Source organism: Streptomyces sp. NPDC001204, assembly GCF_053598035.1.
Genome location: NZ_JBSFJL010000011.1, coordinates 122,841 through 142,185, shown reverse-complemented (window position 1 = coordinate 142,185; position 19,345 = coordinate 122,841). Strand labels below are relative to the sequence as shown.

General features: G+C 71.5%; 20 protein-coding genes. 10 read left to right on the top strand and 10 right to left on the bottom strand.

All coding sequences use genetic code 11. The features are described from left to right. Positions 1 to 49: 49 nt before the first annotated feature. A complete protein-coding gene (locus ACWC91_RS17845; RefSeq protein ID WP_450642805.1) occupies positions 50 to 1,507 on the top strand; it encodes a hypothetical protein in 1,458 nt (485 codons plus the stop codon). Further along, the gene (locus ACWC91_RS17840) at positions 1,504 to 2,655 is read left to right on the top strand and encodes an ARPP-2 domain-containing protein (protein WP_450642804.1); all 1,152 of its coding nucleotides are present in this window, start codon (positions 1,504 to 1,506) and stop codon (positions 2,653 to 2,655) included. Before ACWC91_RS17845 ends, ACWC91_RS17840 begins: the two co-directional genes overlap by 4 nt. 29 nt (positions 2,656 to 2,684) lie before the next feature. Here ACWC91_RS17840 and ACWC91_RS17835 read toward each other — a convergent pair whose 3' ends face one another. Beyond that, entirely contained in the window at positions 2,685 to 2,930 is a 246-nt protein-coding gene (locus ACWC91_RS17835) for a hypothetical protein (RefSeq protein WP_281154207.1), read from the bottom strand. 138 nt (positions 2,931 to 3,068) lie between these two features. Between ACWC91_RS17835 and ACWC91_RS17830 the strand changes: the two genes are divergently transcribed. From ACWC91_RS17830 to ACWC91_RS17820, 3 genes are all read left to right on the top strand, one after another. Then, the gene (locus ACWC91_RS17830) at positions 3,069 to 3,674 is read left to right on the top strand and encodes a histidine phosphatase family protein (RefSeq protein ID WP_225078282.1); all 606 of its coding nucleotides are present in this window, start codon (positions 3,069 to 3,071) and stop codon (positions 3,672 to 3,674) included. 85 nt (positions 3,675 to 3,759) lie between these two features. Then, positions 3,760 to 4,398 carry a hypothetical protein gene (locus tag ACWC91_RS17825; protein WP_376499519.1) on the top strand — a complete coding sequence of 213 codons (639 nt, stop codon included), beginning with the start codon at positions 3,760 to 3,762 and terminating at the stop codon, positions 4,396 to 4,398. A gap of 50 nt (positions 4,399 to 4,448) precedes the next feature. After that, on the top strand, positions 4,449 to 4,871 hold the full coding sequence (locus ACWC91_RS17820) for an acyl-CoA thioesterase (protein ID WP_450642802.1): 423 nt from the start codon (positions 4,449 to 4,451) through the stop codon (positions 4,869 to 4,871). Between the two features lie 108 nt (positions 4,872 to 4,979). Here the strand turns inward: ACWC91_RS17820 and ACWC91_RS17815 are convergent, their stop codons facing one another. The 8 genes from ACWC91_RS17815 to ACWC91_RS17780 form a co-directional block, all read right to left on the bottom strand. Next, positions 4,980 to 6,401, bottom strand: coding sequence for a nucleobase:cation symporter-2 family protein (locus ACWC91_RS17815; protein ID WP_450642800.1), 1,422 nt, complete (start codon positions 6,399 to 6,401; stop codon positions 4,980 to 4,982). A 230-nt stretch (positions 6,402 to 6,631) separates the two neighbouring features. Further along, the gene (locus ACWC91_RS17810; protein ID WP_225078285.1) at positions 6,632 to 8,017 is read right to left on the bottom strand and encodes an 8-oxoguanine deaminase; all 1,386 of its coding nucleotides are present in this window, start codon (positions 8,015 to 8,017) and stop codon (positions 6,632 to 6,634) included. A gap of 67 nt (positions 8,018 to 8,084) precedes the next feature. Continuing rightward, positions 8,085 to 9,494, bottom strand: a complete 1,410-nt coding sequence (locus ACWC91_RS17805) for a nucleobase:cation symporter-2 family protein (RefSeq protein WP_376499516.1) — start codon at positions 9,492 to 9,494, stop codon at positions 8,085 to 8,087. A 62-nt stretch (positions 9,495 to 9,556) separates the two neighbouring features. Next, positions 9,557 to 10,492: a factor-independent urate hydroxylase gene (gene pucL / locus ACWC91_RS17800; protein WP_225078287.1), complete on the bottom strand. Its 936-nt coding sequence runs from the start codon at positions 10,490 to 10,492 to the stop codon at positions 9,557 to 9,559. A gap of 8 nt (positions 10,493 to 10,500) precedes the next feature. Continuing rightward, positions 10,501 to 10,902: a hydroxyisourate hydrolase gene (uraH, locus tag ACWC91_RS17795; protein WP_281154202.1), complete on the bottom strand. Its 402-nt coding sequence runs from the start codon at positions 10,900 to 10,902 to the stop codon at positions 10,501 to 10,503. Between the two features lie 22 nt (positions 10,903 to 10,924). After that, complete coding sequence (gene uraD, locus ACWC91_RS17790; protein ID WP_225078289.1) at positions 10,925 to 11,434, bottom strand: 2-oxo-4-hydroxy-4-carboxy-5-ureidoimidazoline decarboxylase; 510 nt, start codon at positions 11,432 to 11,434, stop codon at positions 10,925 to 10,927. A 120-nt stretch (positions 11,435 to 11,554) separates the two neighbouring features. Beyond that, positions 11,555 to 11,917, bottom strand: coding sequence for a helix-turn-helix domain-containing protein (locus tag ACWC91_RS17785; RefSeq protein ID WP_225078290.1), 363 nt, complete (start codon positions 11,915 to 11,917; stop codon positions 11,555 to 11,557). Then, positions 11,914 to 12,165 (bottom strand): hypothetical protein, encoded by a 252-nt coding sequence (locus tag ACWC91_RS17780; RefSeq protein ID WP_376499508.1) that lies wholly within the window; start codon positions 12,163 to 12,165, stop codon positions 11,914 to 11,916. Before ACWC91_RS17780 ends, ACWC91_RS17785 begins: the two co-directional genes overlap by 4 nt. A gap of 170 nt (positions 12,166 to 12,335) precedes the next feature. Here ACWC91_RS17780 and ACWC91_RS17775 point away from each other — a divergent pair, with 170 nt between their 5' ends. From ACWC91_RS17775 to ACWC91_RS17755, 5 genes are all read left to right on the top strand, one after another. Continuing rightward, positions 12,336 to 13,175 (top strand): TIM barrel protein, encoded by an 840-nt coding sequence (locus ACWC91_RS17775; RefSeq protein WP_281154199.1) that lies wholly within the window; start codon positions 12,336 to 12,338, stop codon positions 13,173 to 13,175. Between the two features lie 66 nt (positions 13,176 to 13,241). Next, a complete protein-coding gene (locus tag ACWC91_RS17770; RefSeq protein WP_225078293.1) occupies positions 13,242 to 14,135 on the top strand; it encodes a 2-hydroxy-3-oxopropionate reductase in 894 nt (297 codons plus the stop codon). Positions 14,136 to 14,331: 196 nt separating this feature from the next. Next, positions 14,332 to 15,795 carry a catalase gene (locus tag ACWC91_RS17765; protein ID WP_225078294.1) on the top strand — a complete coding sequence of 488 codons (1,464 nt, stop codon included), beginning with the start codon at positions 14,332 to 14,334 and terminating at the stop codon, positions 15,793 to 15,795. A gap of 468 nt (positions 15,796 to 16,263) precedes the next feature. After that, a complete protein-coding gene (locus ACWC91_RS17760; protein WP_225078295.1) occupies positions 16,264 to 16,500 on the top strand; it encodes a hypothetical protein in 237 nt (78 codons plus the stop codon). A 211-nt stretch (positions 16,501 to 16,711) separates the two neighbouring features. Further along, complete coding sequence (locus ACWC91_RS17755; RefSeq protein WP_225078296.1) at positions 16,712 to 17,293, top strand: TIGR04222 domain-containing membrane protein; 582 nt, start codon at positions 16,712 to 16,714, stop codon at positions 17,291 to 17,293. Between the two features lie 91 nt (positions 17,294 to 17,384). Here ACWC91_RS17755 and gcl read toward each other — a convergent pair whose 3' ends face one another. After that, a complete protein-coding gene (gene gcl, locus ACWC91_RS17750) occupies positions 17,385 to 19,169 on the bottom strand; it encodes a glyoxylate carboligase (RefSeq protein ID WP_225078297.1) in 1,785 nt (594 codons plus the stop codon). Positions 19,170 to 19,345: the final 176 nt, after the last annotated feature.

The window sequence follows — 19,345 nt, the reverse complement described above, 5'->3', positions numbered from 1 at the left end:
GGCCCCGGCAGGCGGCCGCGAGTGAACGGGTGGGGGCATGGACGGGGGCATGAAGTCGTCCGGGGATCCGATCGCGGCCGAGGACGTACTGCTCTTCGTCAACGCCGCGATCACCGCGACCGGCCAGCGCGAGTTCCGCTCCGACGCGGCGGCCCAGCGGCTCTCCCTCGACTTCCTGCACGCCTACACGCTGGGCAACTACCGCGACCTCTACGCGGGCGTGCTCGCCCTCGACATCAACGACCACAACGCGGCGCTGATCATCCGCCGGCTGCTGGAGACCGCCGGCGACGCCACCGCGGACCAGCGCCGCGGCGAGGGCCGGCTGATCGCCGGACGGCTGGCGCTGCTGCCGCCGCAGCGCGTCTACGGACTCTTCGGCGCCCTGCGCCGCTCCGGGGTGAACAACCGCCGCACCCGCGCCCTGCTGCGCGACTGGCTGGCCGCCCGGCCTGATCCGGCCCTCGATGCCGTCAAGTACCGCAACGGCCTCAAGCGGGCGCTGCGGCACGCGCATCTGCATCTGGACGACGCCGAACTCGGCGCCTTCCTCTTCGCTCCGCACAGCCGCGCCCGCTACGACACGCCGATCCTGGAGGCCTGGCGGCGCGCGCACTACGAGCAGGCGGCGCTCTACGAACTCCCGTACACCGTCGCGGAGGGCTTCGCCGCCAGGCACGGCATACCGCGCGGCGTGTTCCTGGAGCGCATCGCCCCCCGGCTCACCCGCCTGGAGACGCTGCGGCTCCAGGCGGCGGCGCGGCAGCACGGTCCCGCGGCGGCGCGGGCGGTGGCCGCCGACCTGTCCCGGATGCCGCTCACCCGGCTCGCCGGGTACGTGCTCTCCCTCACCGCCCCGGAACGGGTCGCCCGGCGCGAGGAGCTGACCGGCGCGCTGCGCACGGCCGCCCGGCGGACGGCGGGCCGGCACCGGGGAACCTGGGGCCGGGTGGCCGCCGTCCTGGACGACAGCTTCTCCTCCTCCGGTTCGGGCGTGAAGCGGCGCCGGCCGCTGGCGGTCGCCCTGGCCTGCCACTACCTGCTCGAAGCGCTCGCCGGCCACTACACCGGGCTGTGGACCTCCGGCCGCGGCGACGCGCTCCTGGCCCACCCCGTCGGCCCGACCCCGCTGGGTGAGCGGATCCTCGACGGCCTGGAGGCGGCACCGGAACGCCTGGTGATCGTCTCCGACGGCTGGGACAACTCTCCTCCCGGGCTGGCGGGTGAGGTGCTCCGGACCTGGCGCACCCGCCTCGATCCGGCCCGCCGCACCAGCGTGGTCCACCTCAACCCCGTGTACGACGCCGAGGACTTCGACGTGCGCCGGCTGTCCGCACGGGTGCCGACGGCGGGCATCCGCGACGCCGAGGACCTGCCCGCGCTCGTCGAGATCGCGCAGTTCGCCGAGGGCCGGACCGGCCTCGCCGACCTGACGGCCCACCTGGACGCCCGCGGGGCGCGGCTCACCGCCACCGCGGACCGGCGGGCGGAGAGGAACCCCCGATGACAACGCGCGGACTGCTCGACGGGCTGGAGACCCGCCCCTCGCAGGTGTGGGGCGCCGTACGGCTGGTGCCGCTCGTGCGGGCCGAGCCGATCCAGGACCTGCGCCTGCACCCGCGGATCCACGACGGACCGGGCGAGGTGGACCTGGGCCGGGGGCGGAGCTACTGCTCCTACATCCCGCACAGCTTCGTGGCCGACTGGACCGGGGACGGCTCACCCGCCGCGGCCTACGGAACACAGCTGACCGACGGGCGGCCCGAGCAGGAAGTCGGGTCCGCACGACTGCGCTTCCACCGCCGGATGGCCCGCCGGGAGGCCCGGAACCGGCTGCGTTTCCTGCCGCTCCACCTCGCGCTGGAGGGCTGTCTCGCACTTCACTTCGGCGGTCCCGCCGTCGCCTGGGAGCAGTGGTCGCACCGAGCCGTGCGTCAGGGGCTCTCCCCGCGTGTCGAGGCCGCCTACCTCGGCACCGAAGTACCCGGACTGGCCGACGCGTTGCGCGTCTTCGAGATCCACCCGGACCAGTGCGGCGTACTGATCCATCTGGCCGACGCGCCCGCCGCGGCGTTCGTGGTGCCGCACCCGGAGGACTACCGCACCCTGCATCCGACGCTGCTCCAGGACCTCTACGGCGACCTGGTGCACCACTACGCCACCCTGATGCCTCCCGTCACGGACTTCCGCGCCCGCATCCCCGACACCCGGATCCGCACGCTCGCCGACCTGCGGGACGCCGCGGCGGAACAGACGGCGCGGTGGGCCGGCTTCCACGACACCACGATGGCGGCCGGACTGCTGGACCAGCCGAGCACCTGGCAACTCGTCCGGCGCATGGGCCGCTTCACCCTCTCCCGCTTCCTGCCGCCGTTCCGCCCCAAGCAGGACAACCACATCGGCGAGGCGATCACCGACGAACACGGCCGGACCGTCTACCTCAAGACCTTCCGCCTCTCGGAGAGCCAGGTCCGCCGCGGCCACCTCCTCACGCACCTCGCCGCCCACGACTGGCACCTCCCCGCCACCGCGACCGCCCTCGGCCTGTCCGAGCCCCAACTGGCCCTCCGCCTGGAGACATCCGGCTTCGCCCACCTCCTCCGTCAGGACGTCCTGGACCACTACCGGAAGCAGAACCGCACCGGAAGCCCGTGACCAGAAGCGGAGAAGGGAAGGGGCCGGGGCTAGTGGGGATCGTCCGCGTCCGAGGGGGTTTCCCAGTGGAAGGACGCGAGGGTGACCTGGTCCTCGTCCGGCTCGGTGCCGTCGTCCTGTTCGCGGCGGGTCAGGTGGCCGAGGGCGACCATCGCTCCGAGCAGCAGGCCGATCAGGCAGATCAGGGCGAGTACGAGCGTGGCCAGGCTCAGCAGCGTGCTGCCGACCAGGTCGGCCAGTATTCCGATCGGGTCCAGGCATCCGCACGCCAGCATGCCGATACGTTCCCCGCCGGCGGCGCGGTCGGGACGCCGCGTTGCCGATCCGTGCTCCGAAAGTGCCCGGGCCGCGATGCCCCGCCGTGGACGCGTGAGTCCGCCGGAGCGGGGGCGCGGGCTCGTAGCCTGTGACGCATGGGTGATCTCTTTCTCGTACGGCACGGCGAGACCGAGTGGTCGCGGTCCGGGCGGCACACCGGGTGGACGGACGTGCCGCTCACCGGGCACGGGCGGGAGGAGGCGCGGCGGCTGGTGCCGTTGATCCGCTCGCACCGGATCGGGGCCGCGTTCGTCAGCCCGTCGCAGCGGGCGCGGGAGACGGCCGAGCTGATCGGGGTCCACGACGCGCGGGTCGACGCGGATCTGCGGGAGTGGGACTACGGCGGCTACGAGGGCGTCACCACCGTCGAGATCCAGCGGACGCGGCCCGGCTGGTTCCTGTTCACGGACGGGGTCGCCCCGGGGCCGCCGGAACATCCCGGGGAGAGCGTGGAGCAGGTCGGGGAGCGGGCCGACCGGATGCTGGGCAAGGTGGACGCCGCGCTCGCCAACACCGAGGGGGCCGTCGTGCTGGTGGCCCACGGGCACTTCCTGCGGGTGCTCACCGCCCGGCGGCTCGGGCTGCCCCCGTCGGGGGGAGCGCTGTTCCAGCTGGCCACGGGCACGGTGTGCCGGCTGGGCACGGAGCACGGGCGACCGGTGATCGCGGGCTGGAACATCCGGGCGACCCCGTCGGCGTAAGCGGCGGCGGCTCGTTGTCGGACCCGGGTCGTAGTCTTCGAATGGACCGTACGAGGGCTGTTCGACGATTCGGGGAGGCAGCGCCGTGACACGACCGCCCACCGCCGCGCAGCGCCGCGTCATCGACGCCGCCGACCCCGTGACCGGCCGGCTCAGGGGTACGGAGGCGCAGCTCGCGGCACTGGTGAAGCGGGGGCTCGCCTTCCGGCACCCACGGCCGCCGCACGACCACTTCCTCACCCCGGCCGGGCATCGGATACGGGAGGCGGAGGAGGAGACGGCCGCGGAAAGGGCGCCCGACGTCGGGCAGGCGCCCGCCGGTACCGGCGTGTTCTCCGCCCGCGTCGGCGGCGAGGAGGCCCCGTACGACGGTCCCGGCCGGGTGCGCGAGGTGCACAGCGCCTGGCAGGGGCTGCTGGAACTGCGCCGGATGACCAATCCGGACGGTGCCGTCGAACGGCCCTGCGGCTGGGAGCGCGCGCATCTGGTGCGGGCGGCCGCGCTCGCCCTGGAGGCGGCGGGACAGCGGCCCGCGGGGCCGGACGCGGACGGATACCGGGTACGGGCGACCCCGCAGCCGGAGGCGGTCGCGGTGTACGGGCCGGACGGCGCGGCGCTGCGGGCGTGCGCGGCCGCGCTGGAGCGGGCGGGCTGGCAGGCCGGGGAGTACACCGAGCCCCGGACCAGGGCCCGGTACCTGCTGGCGTCGCCGCGCAGGATGTGACGGCCGTGCCAGGATCGGTGGGTCCGAGCGGCGTACGAGAAGGGGACGCAGTGAGCGAGCCGTTTTCCGTCCGGGTGACCGTCCGCGGTTACGAGACCGATGTGCAGGGGCACCTCAACCAGGCCGTGTACCTCAACTACGCGGAGCACGCCCGCTGGTCGTTGCTCCAGGCTGCCGGGATCAGCCAGGCGGGCCTCGTGTCCGGCGGCGTGGGGCCGGTGGCCCTGGAGACGACGATCCGCTACCTGCGTGAGCTGCTGGCCGGCGACGAGGTCGACGTGACCTGTGCCTTCGAGTGGGGCGGGGGCAAGACCTTCCGCATCCGGCAGACGATCCGGAAGGCCGACGGCACGGTGGCGGCCGAGATCGACGCGGTCGGCGGCCTCCTGGACCTCAAGGCGAGGAGACTGGTGCCCGCTCCGCACGACCACTTCAGGCAACTGGCCACGGATCCCGCCCTGTTCGGGCTGTGACGCACACGGCGGGAGGGGCACGGCACAGCGGCCGTACCCCTCCCGAGGATCGGCGCGGTCGGCGGCCCCTCCCGAGGGCCCGCGCGGCGGCCGTACCCCTCCGGGGGATCAGCGCGCCACCGCGATCTCCTCCCCCGCCTCCATCGGATGGGTGACGTCCTGGGCGTCCACCAGCCCGGGCCTGCCCAGGTGGTTGAACACGAAGTTGAGCAGGACGGCCGCGACGCAACCCGTGGAGATGCCGGAGTCGAGGACGATCCGGGCGGTCTCCGGGAAGGCGTGGTAGAAGTTCGGCGCCGTGATCGGGATGATGCCGACGGCGATCGAGACGGCGACGATCAGGACGTTGTTGTCCTTGTCGAGGCCGGCCCGGGCCAGGGTCTGGATGCCGCTGGCGGCCACCGAGCCGAACAGGACCACGCCCGCGCCGCCGAGCACCGGGCGCGGTACGACGGCGATGAGCGACGCGGCCATCGGGCACAGGCCCATCAGGACCAGGAAGCCGCCGCCGAAGGCCACCACGAAGCGGCTGCGGATCCGGGTCATGGCCACCAGGCCGATGTTCTGTGCGAAGGCGCTGCACATGAAGCCGTTGAAGAGGGGGCTGACGGCGGAGCCGAGGGTGTCGGCGCGCAGACCGGCGGCGATCGTCTTCTCGTTCACCGGGCGTTCGACGATCTCGCCGAGGGCCAGCATGTCCGCGGTGGACTCGGTCATCGAGACCACCATCACCACGCACATCGACAGGATCGCGGCGACCTGGAACTGCGGCGCGCCGAAGTGGAAGGGGGTCGGGAAGCCGACCACCTGGGCGTCCGTCACCGGGCCGAAGTCCGTGACCCCGAACGGGATCGCTATGACCGTGCCGGCGATCAGCCCGAGCAGGACCGCGATCTGCTTGACGAAGCCGCGGGTGAAGCGGCGCAGCAGCAGGACGATGACCAGGGTGATGCCGGCCAGGGTGAGGTTCGTCGCCGAACCGTAGTCGTGCGCGGCCGGATTGGGGCCCTGGGCCCAGCCGAACGAGACGGGCAGCAGCGAGACACCGATCAGGGTGATCACGGTGCCGGTGACCACCGGCGGGAAGAAGCGGATCGCCTTGCAGAAGATCGGCGCGGCCAGGAAGCCGAGGACACCCGCCACGATCACCGCGCCGAAGATGATCGGCAGGGCGTCGGACTTGTCCTTGGTGGAGGCGACGATCGCCGTCATGGGGGCGACACCGGCGAAGGTGACGCCGTTGACGAAGGGGAGCCGGGCGCCGATCTTCCAGATGCCGAGGGTCTGCAGGAAGGTGGCGAGACCGGCCGTGAACAGGCAGGCGCCGGTGAGGAAGGTCAGCTTGGTGCCGGACAGGCCGACGGCCGCGCCGACGATCAGGGGCGGGGCGACCACACCCGCGTACATGGCGGCCACATGCTGCAGGCCGCTGGTCGCCATCTTCAGGATGGGGAGTTTCTCGTCCACGGGATGGACGGTGGACTCGGCTGGCTGTCGTGCCTCGTCACGAGACGTGGGGTGAGCGGTCACGGCGGCTCCTCCGGTCGGATAACACGTCGTCGTCGACGTGGGTGTCAAGGAGGTGGTGCGTGTGGTCGTGCGGGACCGGGGACGGGCCCTCAGGGGAGCCCGCCGGGTGAACGGAGACCGTTCCGGGGCGCGTGTCCAAGCGCGCCCCGGAGCCGGCCCGCCGCGGACCCCGCTCGGGTCCACGGCTACCGGTCGGGAGCCGTCCCTCCCGCCCGGAGTTCCTCAGTCGGTCAGCTCTGCGCGGTGATGCGCGCCAGCCGCTGTGCTTCGGCCCGCGTGGCGCGGGCGATGGCGTCCTCGTCGGCGGTCAGCAACCGGCCGTCCTCGACGATCTGCCGCCCGTCCACGAAGGAGGCGGTGACCGGTGCCGCCGCGCCCAGGACCAGGGCGGTCACCGGGTCGGCGATCGAGGCGTGGGCCAGCGTGTCCATCCTCCACAGCACCAGGTCGGCCAGCTTGCCCGGCTCCAGCGAGCCGATCTGGCCGGCCCGGCCGAGCACCCGGGCGCCGCCGTAGGTGCCCAGGCGCAGCGCCTGGCGGGCGTTCAGGGCCGCCTCGCGGTGTGCGCCGAGGCGGTTGATCAGCAGGGCGTTGCGCAGTTCGGTGTGGAGTTCGCCGGACTCGTTGGAGGCGGTGCCGTCGACACCGAGGCCGACCGGGACGCCGGCCGCCAGCATGTCGGGGACCCGGGCGATTCCGGCCGCGAGGCGGGCGTTGGAGGAGGGGCAGTGCGCCACACCGGTCTTCGTGCGGGCGAAGGCGGCGATGTCGGAGTCGTTCATGTGGACGCAGTGCGCCATCCACACGTCCTCGCCCAGCCAGCCCGTGGACTCGAAGTAGTCGGTGGGGCCCATGCCGAACAGCTCGTGGCAGAACTTCTCCTCCTCGACCGTCTCCGAGCCGTGGGTGTGCAGCCGTACGCCGAGCCGGCGGGCCAACTCCGCTGCCTGCTGGAGCAGTTCGGTGGAGACGGAGAACGGGGAGCAGGGGGCGACGGCGATCTGCGTCATGGCGTCGAAGGAGGCGTCGTGGTGCCGCCGAACGGTCTCCTCGGTGGCGGCGAGCGCGCCCTGGAGCGTCTCCACGGCGAAGTCCGGCGGCAGTCCGCCGTCCTTCTCGCCGCGGTCCATCGAACCGCGGGCCAGGGTGAACCGCACGCCCGTCTCCCGGGCCGCCCGGATGATCGCGCCGGACAGGTCCCCGGAGCCGTGCGGGAAGACGTAGTGGTGGTCCATGGCGGTGGTGACTCCGCCGCGGGCCATCATCGCCAGCGACCCCTGGGCCGCCGCGTACACCATCTCCTCGTCGATGCGCGCCCAGGTCGGGTAGAGCGCGACGAGCCAGTCGAACAGGTTGTGGTCGGTGGCCAGGCCCCGGGTGATCCACTGGTAGAAGTGGTGGTGGGTGTTGACCAGACCGGGCGTGGCCAGATGGCCGCTCGCGTCGATGCGGCGCACCACGTCCTTCAGCCCCTCGGGGGCCTTGCCCGCGCCGACCGACTCGATCCGGTTGCCGGCGAGGACGAGGTGTCCGGAGGCGTACTCGGTGTCGTCCGCGTCCACGGTCGCGATCGCGCAGTTCTCGATGACGACGCGCTGGGCTGCCGATGGTGCCATTGCGCTTCCTTGTCTTTGGTGGCGGCCCGTGGACGTGGGGCGTCCACGGGGAGGGCACGGCAGGACCCTAGGAGGATTTGAGTGCCGGAGCCGTGCTGCTCCGGGTGCCGAGGTGGTGGAAGAACAGGTTGAGCATGACGGCGACGATGGCGCCGGCGCTGATTCCGGAGCCGAGGACGGTCTGCGCCCAGGCGGGGAACTGCTGGTAGAAGGTGGGCGCGGCCAGCGGGATGATGCCGGCGCCGAGGGCCACGGCAACCAGGATGATGTTGGAGCTGTCGTCCAGTCCGGCCTCGGACAGGGTGCGGATGCCGCTGACGGCGATCGAGCCGAAGAGCACGATGCCCGCGCCTCCGAGGACCGGCATGGGCACCAGGGAGACGACCGCGCCGAGGACCGGGAAGGCGCCGAGGAGCAGCAGGGCGGAGCCGGCGACGGCGACGACGTAGCGGCTGCGCACCCGGGTCAGCGAGACGACGCCCACGTTCTGGGCGAAGGCCGAGGTGGGGAAGCCGCCGAAGACGGGGCCGAGCAGGGTGGCGAGGCCGTCGGTGCGCAGGCCGCGGGTGATGGTCCGGGCGTCGGCGCGGCGGTCGCAGATCTCGCCGAGGGCGAGCATGCCGGCGCTGGACTCGGTCATCAGCACCAGCATCACGATGCACAGCGACAGGATGGCCGCGGGCTGGAAGACGGGGGCGCCGAAGGCGAAGGGGGTCGGCAGCGCGGCGACCGGGGCGGAGGCGAGCCCGCGGAAGTCGGCCATGCCGAACGGAAGGGCGGCCAGGGTGCCGATGAGCAGTCCGAACAGCAGGGCGACCTGCTTGACGAAGCCCTTGCCGAAGCGCTGGATCAGCAGGATCACCACGAGGGTGAACGCGGCGAGGGCGAGGTTCTTCATGGAGCCGAAGCCGGCGGCGGTCCGGTCGCCGCCCTGCGCCCAGCCGACGGGCACGGGCATCAGGGTGACCCCGATGAGGGTGATCACCACGCCGGTGACCAGCGGCGGGAAGAACTTCAGCAGCCGTCCGAAGAACGGGCCGACGGCCAGGCAGAAGGCGCCGGCGACCATCACCGCGCCGTAAATCGCGGGGAGTTGGTGGCCCTTGGCGTTGTTCTCGGCGATGGCGAGGATGGGGGCGATGCCGGCCGAGGAGGCGGCGTTCACGAACGGCAGGCGGTTGCCCACGAGTTGCTTGAGGCCGATGGTCTGGAGGATCGTCGCGACGCCGGCGATCAGCAGGCTGGCGGCGATGAGCCGGGTGCGGCCCGCGATGTCGAGTCCGCAGGCCTGGCCGATGATGAGCGGAGGGGTGACAACGCCCGCGTACATGGCGGCGATGTGCTGGAGTGCGGCGGGGACGAGCCGCGAGGGATGGAGCTTCTCGTCGACCGGGTGCACGGACGTGACGGCGTCCTCGGTGTGCGCCGGCGGGGTGGAACACGGGCCTTCGACGGGCCCTTGAGCAGGCAGTGCCATTTCGTTCCCTCCGGTGTGGCGCGCCACCGGTCCGGAGCGGGTCCGGTGGCGCGCGTCCCGCGTCAGAGGTTTGTCATGTCGACCGGGATGAGCTGCTCGGCGCCGTCCCGCAGAATGGTGGCCTCAATGAGGCCGTAGGGGCGGTCGGCGGCGTAGTAGACGGCGCCGTCCTTGGCCGCGTTGTCGATCCCGAAGGACGACAGGTCCGAGCGGAAGTGGTGCTTGTTGGGCATCGAGAAGCGGATCTCGTCGACCTCGTCGCGGGAGTTCAGCACCCGCACACCCATCTCGAAGAGGGTCTGCTGGAGCGAGTACGAGTAGGTCTCGGCGAACGCCTGGAGCGCGTGCTTGCGCACCCCGTTGTACGAGCGCTCCCAGTCGGGGGCGTGCGAGTCGATGCCGTTCCAGTTGTGCCGCCACCAGGTGGAGACGGTGGTGGCGAGGATGCGGTCGTGGTCCTCCTGAAGGGAGGTGTACTTGTCCTTCAGGAAGCCGAAGAACTCGGAGTTGGTCGAGTTCAGGACGGTCAGGTCCTTGAACCCGGAGAGCACCTGGATTCCGTGGCCGTCGTAGGTGATCTGCGCGACGCGGGTCTCCTGGCCCTTGCGGACGAAGGAGTGGGCGATCTCGTCCGAGCCGACGAAGCGCGCGCCGGACTGCGCGGTCTCGATCCGCTCCCAGGCGTACTCCTCGATGCGGATGCGGGCCCGGTGGATGGGCTCGGTGTTGTCCACGAAGTGGCGGGCGAGCCTGACGCCGAAGTCCTCGGCGCTCCGGATCCCGTGCTCCTTGGCGAAGGCGAACACCGTGTTCTTGGTGGTGTCGGTCGGCAGGACGTTCGCGTTGGAGCCGCTGCGGTGGACCTCCTCCATGTCGCCGGAGAGGGCGACGGAGACGTTCAGGTCCTTGATGTGGTGCGTGTCGCCGGCACGCGTGATCTTGACGACTCGGTTCTCGGCCTTGCCGTACTGGTTCTGTCCCAGGACGAAACGGGTCATGGTGTCGGTCAGCTCCCTCGGTAAACGGAGTAGCCGAACGGGTTGAGCAGCAGCGGAACGTGGTAGTGCTCACCGGGCACCACCGCGAAGGTGATGGTGACCTCGGGGAAGAACACCGGCCGGCCGTTCTCGCTGTCCCGGAGCGCGGGGGCGTCCTGCTGGGCCGCGGCTTGTTTCTTGGCGAAGTACGTCTCGGTGTCGAACTCGAGCCGTACGTGGGTGGTGCCCTCCGGCGGCGCCGGAAGGTCCTTGCACCGCCCGTCGGCGTCGGTCGAGGATCCGCCGAGCGCCTGCCAGTCCGCTTCCCGCCCAAAACGGGCCAGGATGTGGACGGCGACGCCCTCTGCGGGGCGGCCGGCGGAGGTGTCCAGGATGTGCGTGGACACGGAGGCGGTGGTCTCGGTGCTCATGGTTTCCTCTTCGGGCGTCTTCTCAGGCGTCTTCGAGCAGTCGGGCGAGCCGGATGCGGTTGATCTTCCCCAGTTCGCTGCGGACGATCTCGCGTTCCTGCTCCGGCGCGTTGCCGATCCGCTCCTTGAGCGCGTCGCGCATCTGCTCGCCGGTCCGGCCGGTGGCGCAGATGAGGAAGACGTGGCCGAACTTGTCCTGGTAGGCCAGGTTGAGGTCGAGCATCTCGGCCTTGAGTTCCTCGGAGGCGCCGGCCATACCGCGCTGTTCGCGGGCCGAGGCCGGGTCGCCGGGCTTGGGACGGCCTATCGGCGGGTGGCCGGCCATCGCCTCCCCGAGGTCCGCGGGGGTCAGCTCCGCCATGGCGGCGTCGCTCGCGGCTCCGAGGTCTTCGGGGGTGTCGCAGGGGCGGGCCGCCAGCAGCCGCTCGGCCCACGCCGTGCTGGCGCACGCCTCCAGAAGGGCGGCTCGGGCCGCGTCTTCGGGGAGGGCGTTGAATCGGGCGAGGCCCGGTGGCGTTGAGGTCGAAGTCACGGGAGCCTCCGTGGGCTGTTGACGGCCTTCGCGTTGAACGGGCTGCGGATAGCTAACGCCCTGACGAACACTGCGTCAACAGTTTGTTGAAAATTCCGGGACGCCGGGCCCGGTGGCGGCTCAGCCCTGCTTGTCGCGGTTGAGGTAGTTGTAGACGGTGAAGCGGCTGACGCCCAGCGCGCTCGCCACGGTCTCCACCCCGTGCCGGACGGAGAAGGCTCCGCGCGCCTCGAGCACCCGCACGACCTCCTGCTTGGCCTTGCGGTCCAGGTCCGCGAGCGGCATGCCCTGCTTGCGCTCCATGGCGGCCAGGATGTGGTCCAGCGAGTCGGCGAGCTGCGGCAGGCGTACGGCGACGGCGACGGCACCCTCCCAGGAGAGCACGACATCGTCGGGGCCGGCCTCGTCGGGCGGGAGCATCCGGCCGCCGATCGCGTCGACCAGCGGCTTCAGGGCCGCGATGAAGGGCTCCTCCCCGATCACCTCCCGTCCTCCCCGATCACGGTGACCTGAAGGGAGATCCGGGTGGCGCCGGCCCGGAGGGTCCTGCGCAGCAGGGCGTCCACGGCGTCCAGGACGGCGTCGGCACCCCCCTCGGCCGTGTTGCCGAACGGGCCGACGTCCACGGCGTCCAGCTCGGCGGCCTCGACGACCTCCCGCGCCACCACCGCGTGCGCGGGGGCCTCGTCCAGGTCGAAGGGTTCGGTCGTGAACTCCACTCTCAATCGCACGCGCACAACCTAACGCGCGGGCCGCTTTCCGGGCAGTCCCGGCGACCGGGATCCACACGGGAGCCCACACCCTCTTGACAAGCCACGACACCCCCCGGCAGTCTTCCATTACGCAGAAACCAACTTCCGCAATACGGAATACGGCGACAACGGAAGGGAGCGCGGCCCTGATGGGATTCGCAGACCAGCGCTTCAACGTCAACCTGTCGATCCTCTTCACGGAACTCCCGCTCCTGGAGCGGCCGGCGGCCGCCGCCGCGGCCGGCTTCACCGCGGTCGAACTGTGGTGGCCGTGGATCGACTCCCCCACCCCGGAGCGTTCCGAGACCGATGCCCTGAAGAAGGCGATCGAGGACGCGGGCGTACAGCTCACCGGCCTGAACTTCTACGCGGGCAGGCTCCCGGGCCCCGACCGCGGCGCGCTGTCCGTCCCCGGTGAGGAGTCGGAGAGGTTCCGCGCCAACATCGACGTGGCCGCGGACCTGGCCCGGTCCCTCGGCTGCACGGCCCTCAACGCCCTGTACGGCAACCGGGTCGAGGGCGTGGACCCGGCCGAGCAGGACGCGCTCGCGCTGGACAACCTGGTCCTCGCGGCGCGGGCCGCCGACCGGATCGGCGCGATCCTGCTGATCGAGGCGCTGAACAAGCCGGAGTCGCCGCTGTACCCGCTGGTGAGCGCGCCCGCCGCCGTCGAAGTGGTGGACAAGGTGAACGCGGCGTCGGGCCTCGGCAACGCCAGGTTCCTGATGGACCTGTACCACCTGTCCATGAACGGCGAGGACCTGCCGTCGGTGATCGAGCGGTACGCCGCGCGGACCGGCCACGTCCAGATCGCCGACAACCCCGGCCGCGGCGCACCCGGTACGGGCTCGCTCCCGCTGGAGGACCTCCTCGACCAGCTGGGGAAGGCCGGCTACGACGGCTGGGTCGGCCTGGAGTACAAGCCGGGCGACAGACCGAGCGCCGAGGCCTTCGCGTGGCTGCCGGCCGAGGCCCGAGCGGCCCGCTGACCAGCCCGGGCACCTCCCAGGGCCCCGACTCCCAGACGCAGCACAGAAGTTAGAGAGGCACCCGCAATGACCACCACCCTTCCCAAGGTTGCCTGGATCGGTCTCGGCATCATGGGCTCCCCCATGTCCGAGAACCTGATCAAGGCGGGCTACGCCGTCACCGGCTACACGCTGGAGCAGGCGAAGCTGGACCGGCTGGCCGCCGCGGGCGGCACCACGGCCGGCTCGATCGCCGAGGCGGTCCGGGACGCCGACGTGATCGTCACGATGGTGCCCGCGTCGCCGCAGGTCGAGGCCATCGCCTACGGCCCGGACGGCATCCTGGAGAACGCGCGCTCCGGCGCGCTGCTGATCGACATGTCCTCGATCACCCCGCAGACCTCGATCGACCTGGCCGCCGCCGCCAAGGACAAGGGCATCCGGGTCCTTGACGCCCCCGTCTCCGGCGGTGAGGCGGGCGCCGTCGAGGCGGTGCTGTCGATCATGGTCGGCGGCGAGCAGGCCGACTTCGACACGGCCAAGCCGCTCTTCGAGGCGCTGGGCAAGACGATCGTGCTGTGCGGCCCGCACGGCTCCGGCCAGACCGTGAAGGCCGCCAACCAGCTGATCGTCGCCGTGAACATCCAGGCGTGCGCCGAGGCCGTGGTCTTCCTGGAGAAGTCGGGCGTGGACCTGAAGGCGGCGCTGGACGTCCTGGGCGGCGGCCTGGCCGGCTCGACCGTGCTGTCGCGGAAGAAGGACAACTTCCTCCAGCGGGACTTCAAGCCGGGCTTCCGTATCGACCTGCACCACAAGGACATGGGCATCGTGACGGACGCGGCCCGCGCCGTCGGCGCCGCCCTGCCCGTCGGCGCAGTGGTCGCCCAGCTGGTGGCCTCCCTGCGCGCGCAGGGCGACGGCGGCCTGGACCACTCGGCCCTGCTGCGGGCCGTGGAGCGCCTGTCCGGCGCCCAGGTCTGACGGACCCCAGACCTCCGGACGGCGCCGCCGCCGACACCAGTCATGTCGCGCCCAGGCGGCGGCGCCGTCCGGATCCGCCACCCCTTGTTCAACAAACTGTTGACGCGCCGATCACACCGATCCTAGGCTCCACGCAAGCGGAAACTCCACGAAGCGGAAATACGTTTCCGTTGCCCCTCTGCACGGAAGGTCCCTGATGTCGAAGCGCGTCCTCACGACCGAGTCCGGCGCCCCGGTCGCCGACAACCAGAACTCCGCCTCCGCCGGCATCGGCGGCCCCCTCCTCCTCCAGGACCAGCACCTGCTGGAGAAGCTGGCGCGCTTCAACCGCGAGCGCATCCCGGAGCGCGTGGTGCACGCCCGCGGCTCCGGCGCCCACGGCCACTTCGAGGTGACCGACGACGTCACCGGTTACACCCACGCCGATTTCCTGAGCGCTGTCGGCAAGCGCACCGAGGTGTTCGCGCGCTTCTCCACGGTGGCGGACTCCCTCGGCGGCGCGGACGCGGTGCGCGACCCGCGCGGCTTCGCGGTGAAGTTCTACACCGAGGAGGGCAACTACGACCTCGTCGGCAACAACACGCCGGTGTTCTTCGTCAAGGACCCGGTGAAGTTCCCCGACTTCATCCACTCGCAGAAGCGCGACCCGTTCACGGGCCGTCAGGAGCCGGACAGCGTCTGGGACTTCTGGGCGCACTCCCCCGAGGCCACGCACCAGGTGACCTGGCTGATGGGCGACCGCGGCATCCCTGCCTCGTACCGCCACATGAACGGCTACGGCTCGCACACCTACCAGTGGACGAACGCCGACGGCGAGGCCTTCTTCGTCAAGTACCACTTCAAGACCGACCAGGGCATCCGCTGCCTGTCCACCGAGCAGGCCCAGGAGATCGCGGGCACGGACCCGACCTCCCACCAGACGGACCTGCTCCAGGCGATCGAGCGCGGGGTGCGCCCGTCCTGGACGCTGTACGTCCAGATCATGCCGGCGGCCGAGGCGGCCGACTACCGCTTCAACCCCTTCGACGTGACCAAGGTCTGGCCGCACAGGGACCACCCGCTGCGACGGGTGGGCCGGCTGGTCCTGGACCGCAACCCGGACAACGTGTTCGCCGAGGTCGAGCAGGCCGCGTTCTCCCCGAACAACTTCGTGCCGGGCATCGGCCCGTCGCCGGACAAGATGCTCCAGGGGCGGCTGTTCGCCTACGCCGACGCCCACCGCTACCGCCTGGGCGTCAACCACACCCAGCTCGCGGTGAACGCGCCCAAGGCCGTGCCCGGCGGCGCGGACAACTACGGCCGTGACGGCCTCATGGCGTCCAACTCCCAGGGCCGGTACGCCAAGAACTACGAGCCGAACTCCTACGACGGCCCCGTCGAGACCGGCCGTCCGCTGTCGGCCCCGCTGGCGGTGACGGGCCACACGGGCACCCACGCGGCGCCCCCGCACACCAAGGACGACGACTTCTTCCAGGCCGGCGAGCTGTACCGGCTGATGTCCGAGGAGGAGAAGCGGCGTCTGGTCGCGAACATCGCCGGCGGCCTCTCGCAGGTCTCCCGCGACGACGTGATCAAGAAGAACCTCGCGCACTTCCACGCCGCCGACCCGGACTACGGCAGGCGCGTGGAGGAGGCGGTACGCGCCCTGCGCGAGGACTGACACCAAGAGCCGCGTACGGGGTCCGCCGGGAGGTCATGCCCCGGACCCCGTACGCACACGGCCCGCCCGGGCCGTCGGGCGACCCGGATGAGGGGTGGCCGCCCGATGGCCGTGCGGGCGCCTGGACCGCGGCGGCGTGCGAGCCAGTGCGGTGGTGAAGGCGACGGAGCGTCCTCCCGACCGGAGGGAGGACGTCCCGGAGCCGTCGCACCCGCCGCGGTCCCGGCCACCCGCCTCGCGCAGAACGGTCCTGCCGCGAGGCCCCTGATCCCGTCCGGCGGCGCGAATGTCCTGTCGCGCCCAGTCTCGCGCCGTCGGACGGCAACCAAACCAAGCGGACCGCAGGAGGAGCGCCGGACCCGGGTCGGAACCCGGGTCCGGCGCTCCTCGTCGTCCACCCGGTCCCGGTGTCCCCGGGGTGCGGACCGGGGGCCGGCGCAGCAGGCTGAGGGGCAGGAGGCTGAGGACATGGACAACCCCACGAAGCATCCGCACATCGTGGTGCACGCACCGGCCCTGGACGGCTCCCGGCGGGTGACCGAGGGCGACGTGACCCTCGGACTCGCGTCCCACCTGGACGACGTGGTCGAAATCCTCCGACTGGCCGACCTGGACCGCGTGGAGGTGGAGGAAAGCGACCTCATCGAATGGCAGGGCGGCGGCCCCGAAACCTGGCCGGGCCTGCCGGAACACGACGACGAATGAACGTACGGAGCGGCCGGGCCGCCGCATGGCGGACGGAGGGTGCGGCCGGGGTGTCTACCGCAGTGGGCGTACCGCGGGTACGGCATGCTCAAATCATGCTCTGAAGTAGGGACGGCAGGTATCGGGCAGCCCCGGGTGCGGGCACATTCTCCTCGACGGGACCCGCCGGCACGGGGGCGGCGGGCCCCGTGCTCCGACCGCTGGGGGTCCCATGGACAGTGACGCAACGAACCGGCTCGCGCCGCACGAGATCGCGTTTCTCCGGGGCGGCCGCCGCGCCGCCGCCACGGTCGCCGTGCTCGCTCTGCAGGCACGGGGCGCCATCGGCCCCGGACGCGGCGGCACGATGCGCACCACGGGGCCGGCCCACGGCGCGAGGACGGATCTCCCCGCCCTCCCCCATCTGACGAAGACCGTGCACGCCGCCCTCTACCGCCCCGCGGGCATGCGGCAGTTGCTGGACCGGGAACCCGTCGCGCTCGCACTGATCGACCTGCGCTACGAACTCACCGTCGCCGGGCTGCTGCGCGTCTTCCCGCCCGGGCGCACCAGGGCCGGCCGGCGAACCCTGAGGGACCTGCGGGACCGGCATCCGCTGCCCGCGACCGGAAGGGGCCTGTCGTTCGACGACCGGCTGCTGGCCGTAGCCCTGTACGGGGACCGGGCGCTGACCCGGCTCATGCCGCGCTTCGCGCGGGAGGCGGGACTCCTCGGGCGGGGCGGGACGACCGAGCGGGAACTGCCGCAGTCCTGGGGCGGCGGCTCGGGCGGCTTCAGCTGCGCTTCCGTGTGACGGCGCCGACGAGGCACGTCGGAACAGCAGGAACACGAGAAGGGGACGGCGCCCTGCGGGCGGGCCGTCCCCTTCGACCGGTGTCCGTGCCTCAGACCTTCAGCGTCCTGATGGAGGTCGGGGCGTGGCCGGGCTCCGTGGCCACTTCCTCGAACTCGACGACGTTGCTGATGTCGTTGGTGCCCGACATCGAGATGTTGGTGACCCGCTCCAGGATCGCCTCGACGACGACCGGCACCCGGTGCTCGGCGGCGAGCTTCTTGGCCTCCTCGAGGGCGGCGCCGAGCTCGTTGGGGTCGGTCACCCGGATCGCCTTGCAGCCCAGGCCCTCGGCGACCTTGACGTGGTCGACGCCGTAGACGCCCAGCTCGGGCGAGTTGATGTTCTCGAACTCCAGATTGACCTGGAAGTCGATGTCGAAGGCCCGCTGCGCCTGGCGGATCAGGCCCAGGTAGGAGTTGTTGACCAGCACGTGGACGTAGGGGATCTTGTGCTGCGCGCCGACCGCCAGCTCCTCGATCATGAACTGGAAGTCGTAGTCGCCGGAGAGGGCGACGACGGAGGCCTCCGGGTCGGCCTTGGCGACACCGAGCGCGGCCGGGACGGTCCAGCCGAGCGGCCCGGCCTGGCCGCAGTTGATCCAGTGCCGCGGCTTGAAGACGTGCAGCATCTGGGCGCCGGCGATCTGCGAGAGACCGATCGTGGAGACGTACCGGGTCTCCGGGCCGAAGGCCTTGTTCATCTCCTCGTAGACGCGCTGCGGCTTGATCGGGATGTCGTCGAAGTGCGTACGGCGCTGGAGCTTCGCCCGCTTCTCCTGCGCGGCGCCGGCCCAGGCGGAGCGGTCGGGCAGCCGTCCGGCCGCCTTCAACTCCCGTGCCACCTCGACGAACAGCTCCAGCGCGGCCTTGGCGTCGGAGGCGATGCCGTAGTCCGGGGCGAAGATCTTGCCGATCTGGGTGGGCTCGATGTCGACGTGGACGAACTTCCGGCCCGCCGTGTAGACGTCCAGCTTTCCGGTGTGGCGGTTGGCCCAGCGGTTGCCGATGCCGAGGACGAAGTCGGACTCCAGGAAGGTCGCGTTGCCGTAGCGGTGCGAGGTCTGGAGGCCGACCATTCCCGCGTTCAGCTCGTGGTCGTCGGGCAGGACACCCCAGCCCATCAGGGTCGGCACGACCGGAGTGCCCGTCAGCTCGGCGAATTCCACGAGGAGTTCGGACGCGTCGGCGTTGATGACACCGCCGCCCGCGACGATCAGCGGCCGCTCGGACTCGTTGAGCAGCGCGATCGCCTTCTCGACCTGGGCGCGGGTCGCGGCCGGCTTGTAGACGGGCAGCGGCTCGTACGTCTCCGGGTCGAACTCGATCTCGGTGAGCTGGACGTCGATCGGCAGGTCGATCAGGACCGGGCCGGGACGGCCGGAGCGCATCAGGTGGAAGGCCTGCTGGAAGACGCCGGGAACCTGCGCGGCCTCCAGCACGGTGACGGCCATCTTGGTCACCGGCTTGGCGATGGAGGCGATGTCGACGGCCTGGAAGTCCTCCTTGTGGATCACGGCGGTGGGGGCCTGGCCCGTGATGCACAGGATCGGGATGGAGTCGCCCGTGGCCGAGTACAGGCCCGTGATCATGTCGGTGCCGGCAGGGCCGGACGTGCCGATGCAGACGCCGATGTTGCCCGCGTGGGTCCTCGTGTAGCCCTCGGCCATGTGCGAGGCGCCCTCCACATGGCGGGCGAGGGTGTGGTTGATGCCGCCGGACGCCTTGAGCGCCGCGTAGAAGGGGTTGATCGCGGCGCCCGGCACACCGAACGCGGCGGTGACGCCCTCGCGCTTGAGGATCTCAACTGCCGCGCGGGCAGCGGTCATACGAGCCATCGAGTTCTCCTGCTTCGGCTGTCTTCGGCTGTCGGATTCGCACGCCCGTCGCGCCCCGCGGTTGTGACTCTTCCGTATAGCGGAAACTACTTTCTACGATCTGGAAGCAATGTAAGTGCGGCCCGCAAAGGGCGTCAAGAGTGGGCAAGGGGCGGCCACGGGCGGCGGAAACTCCG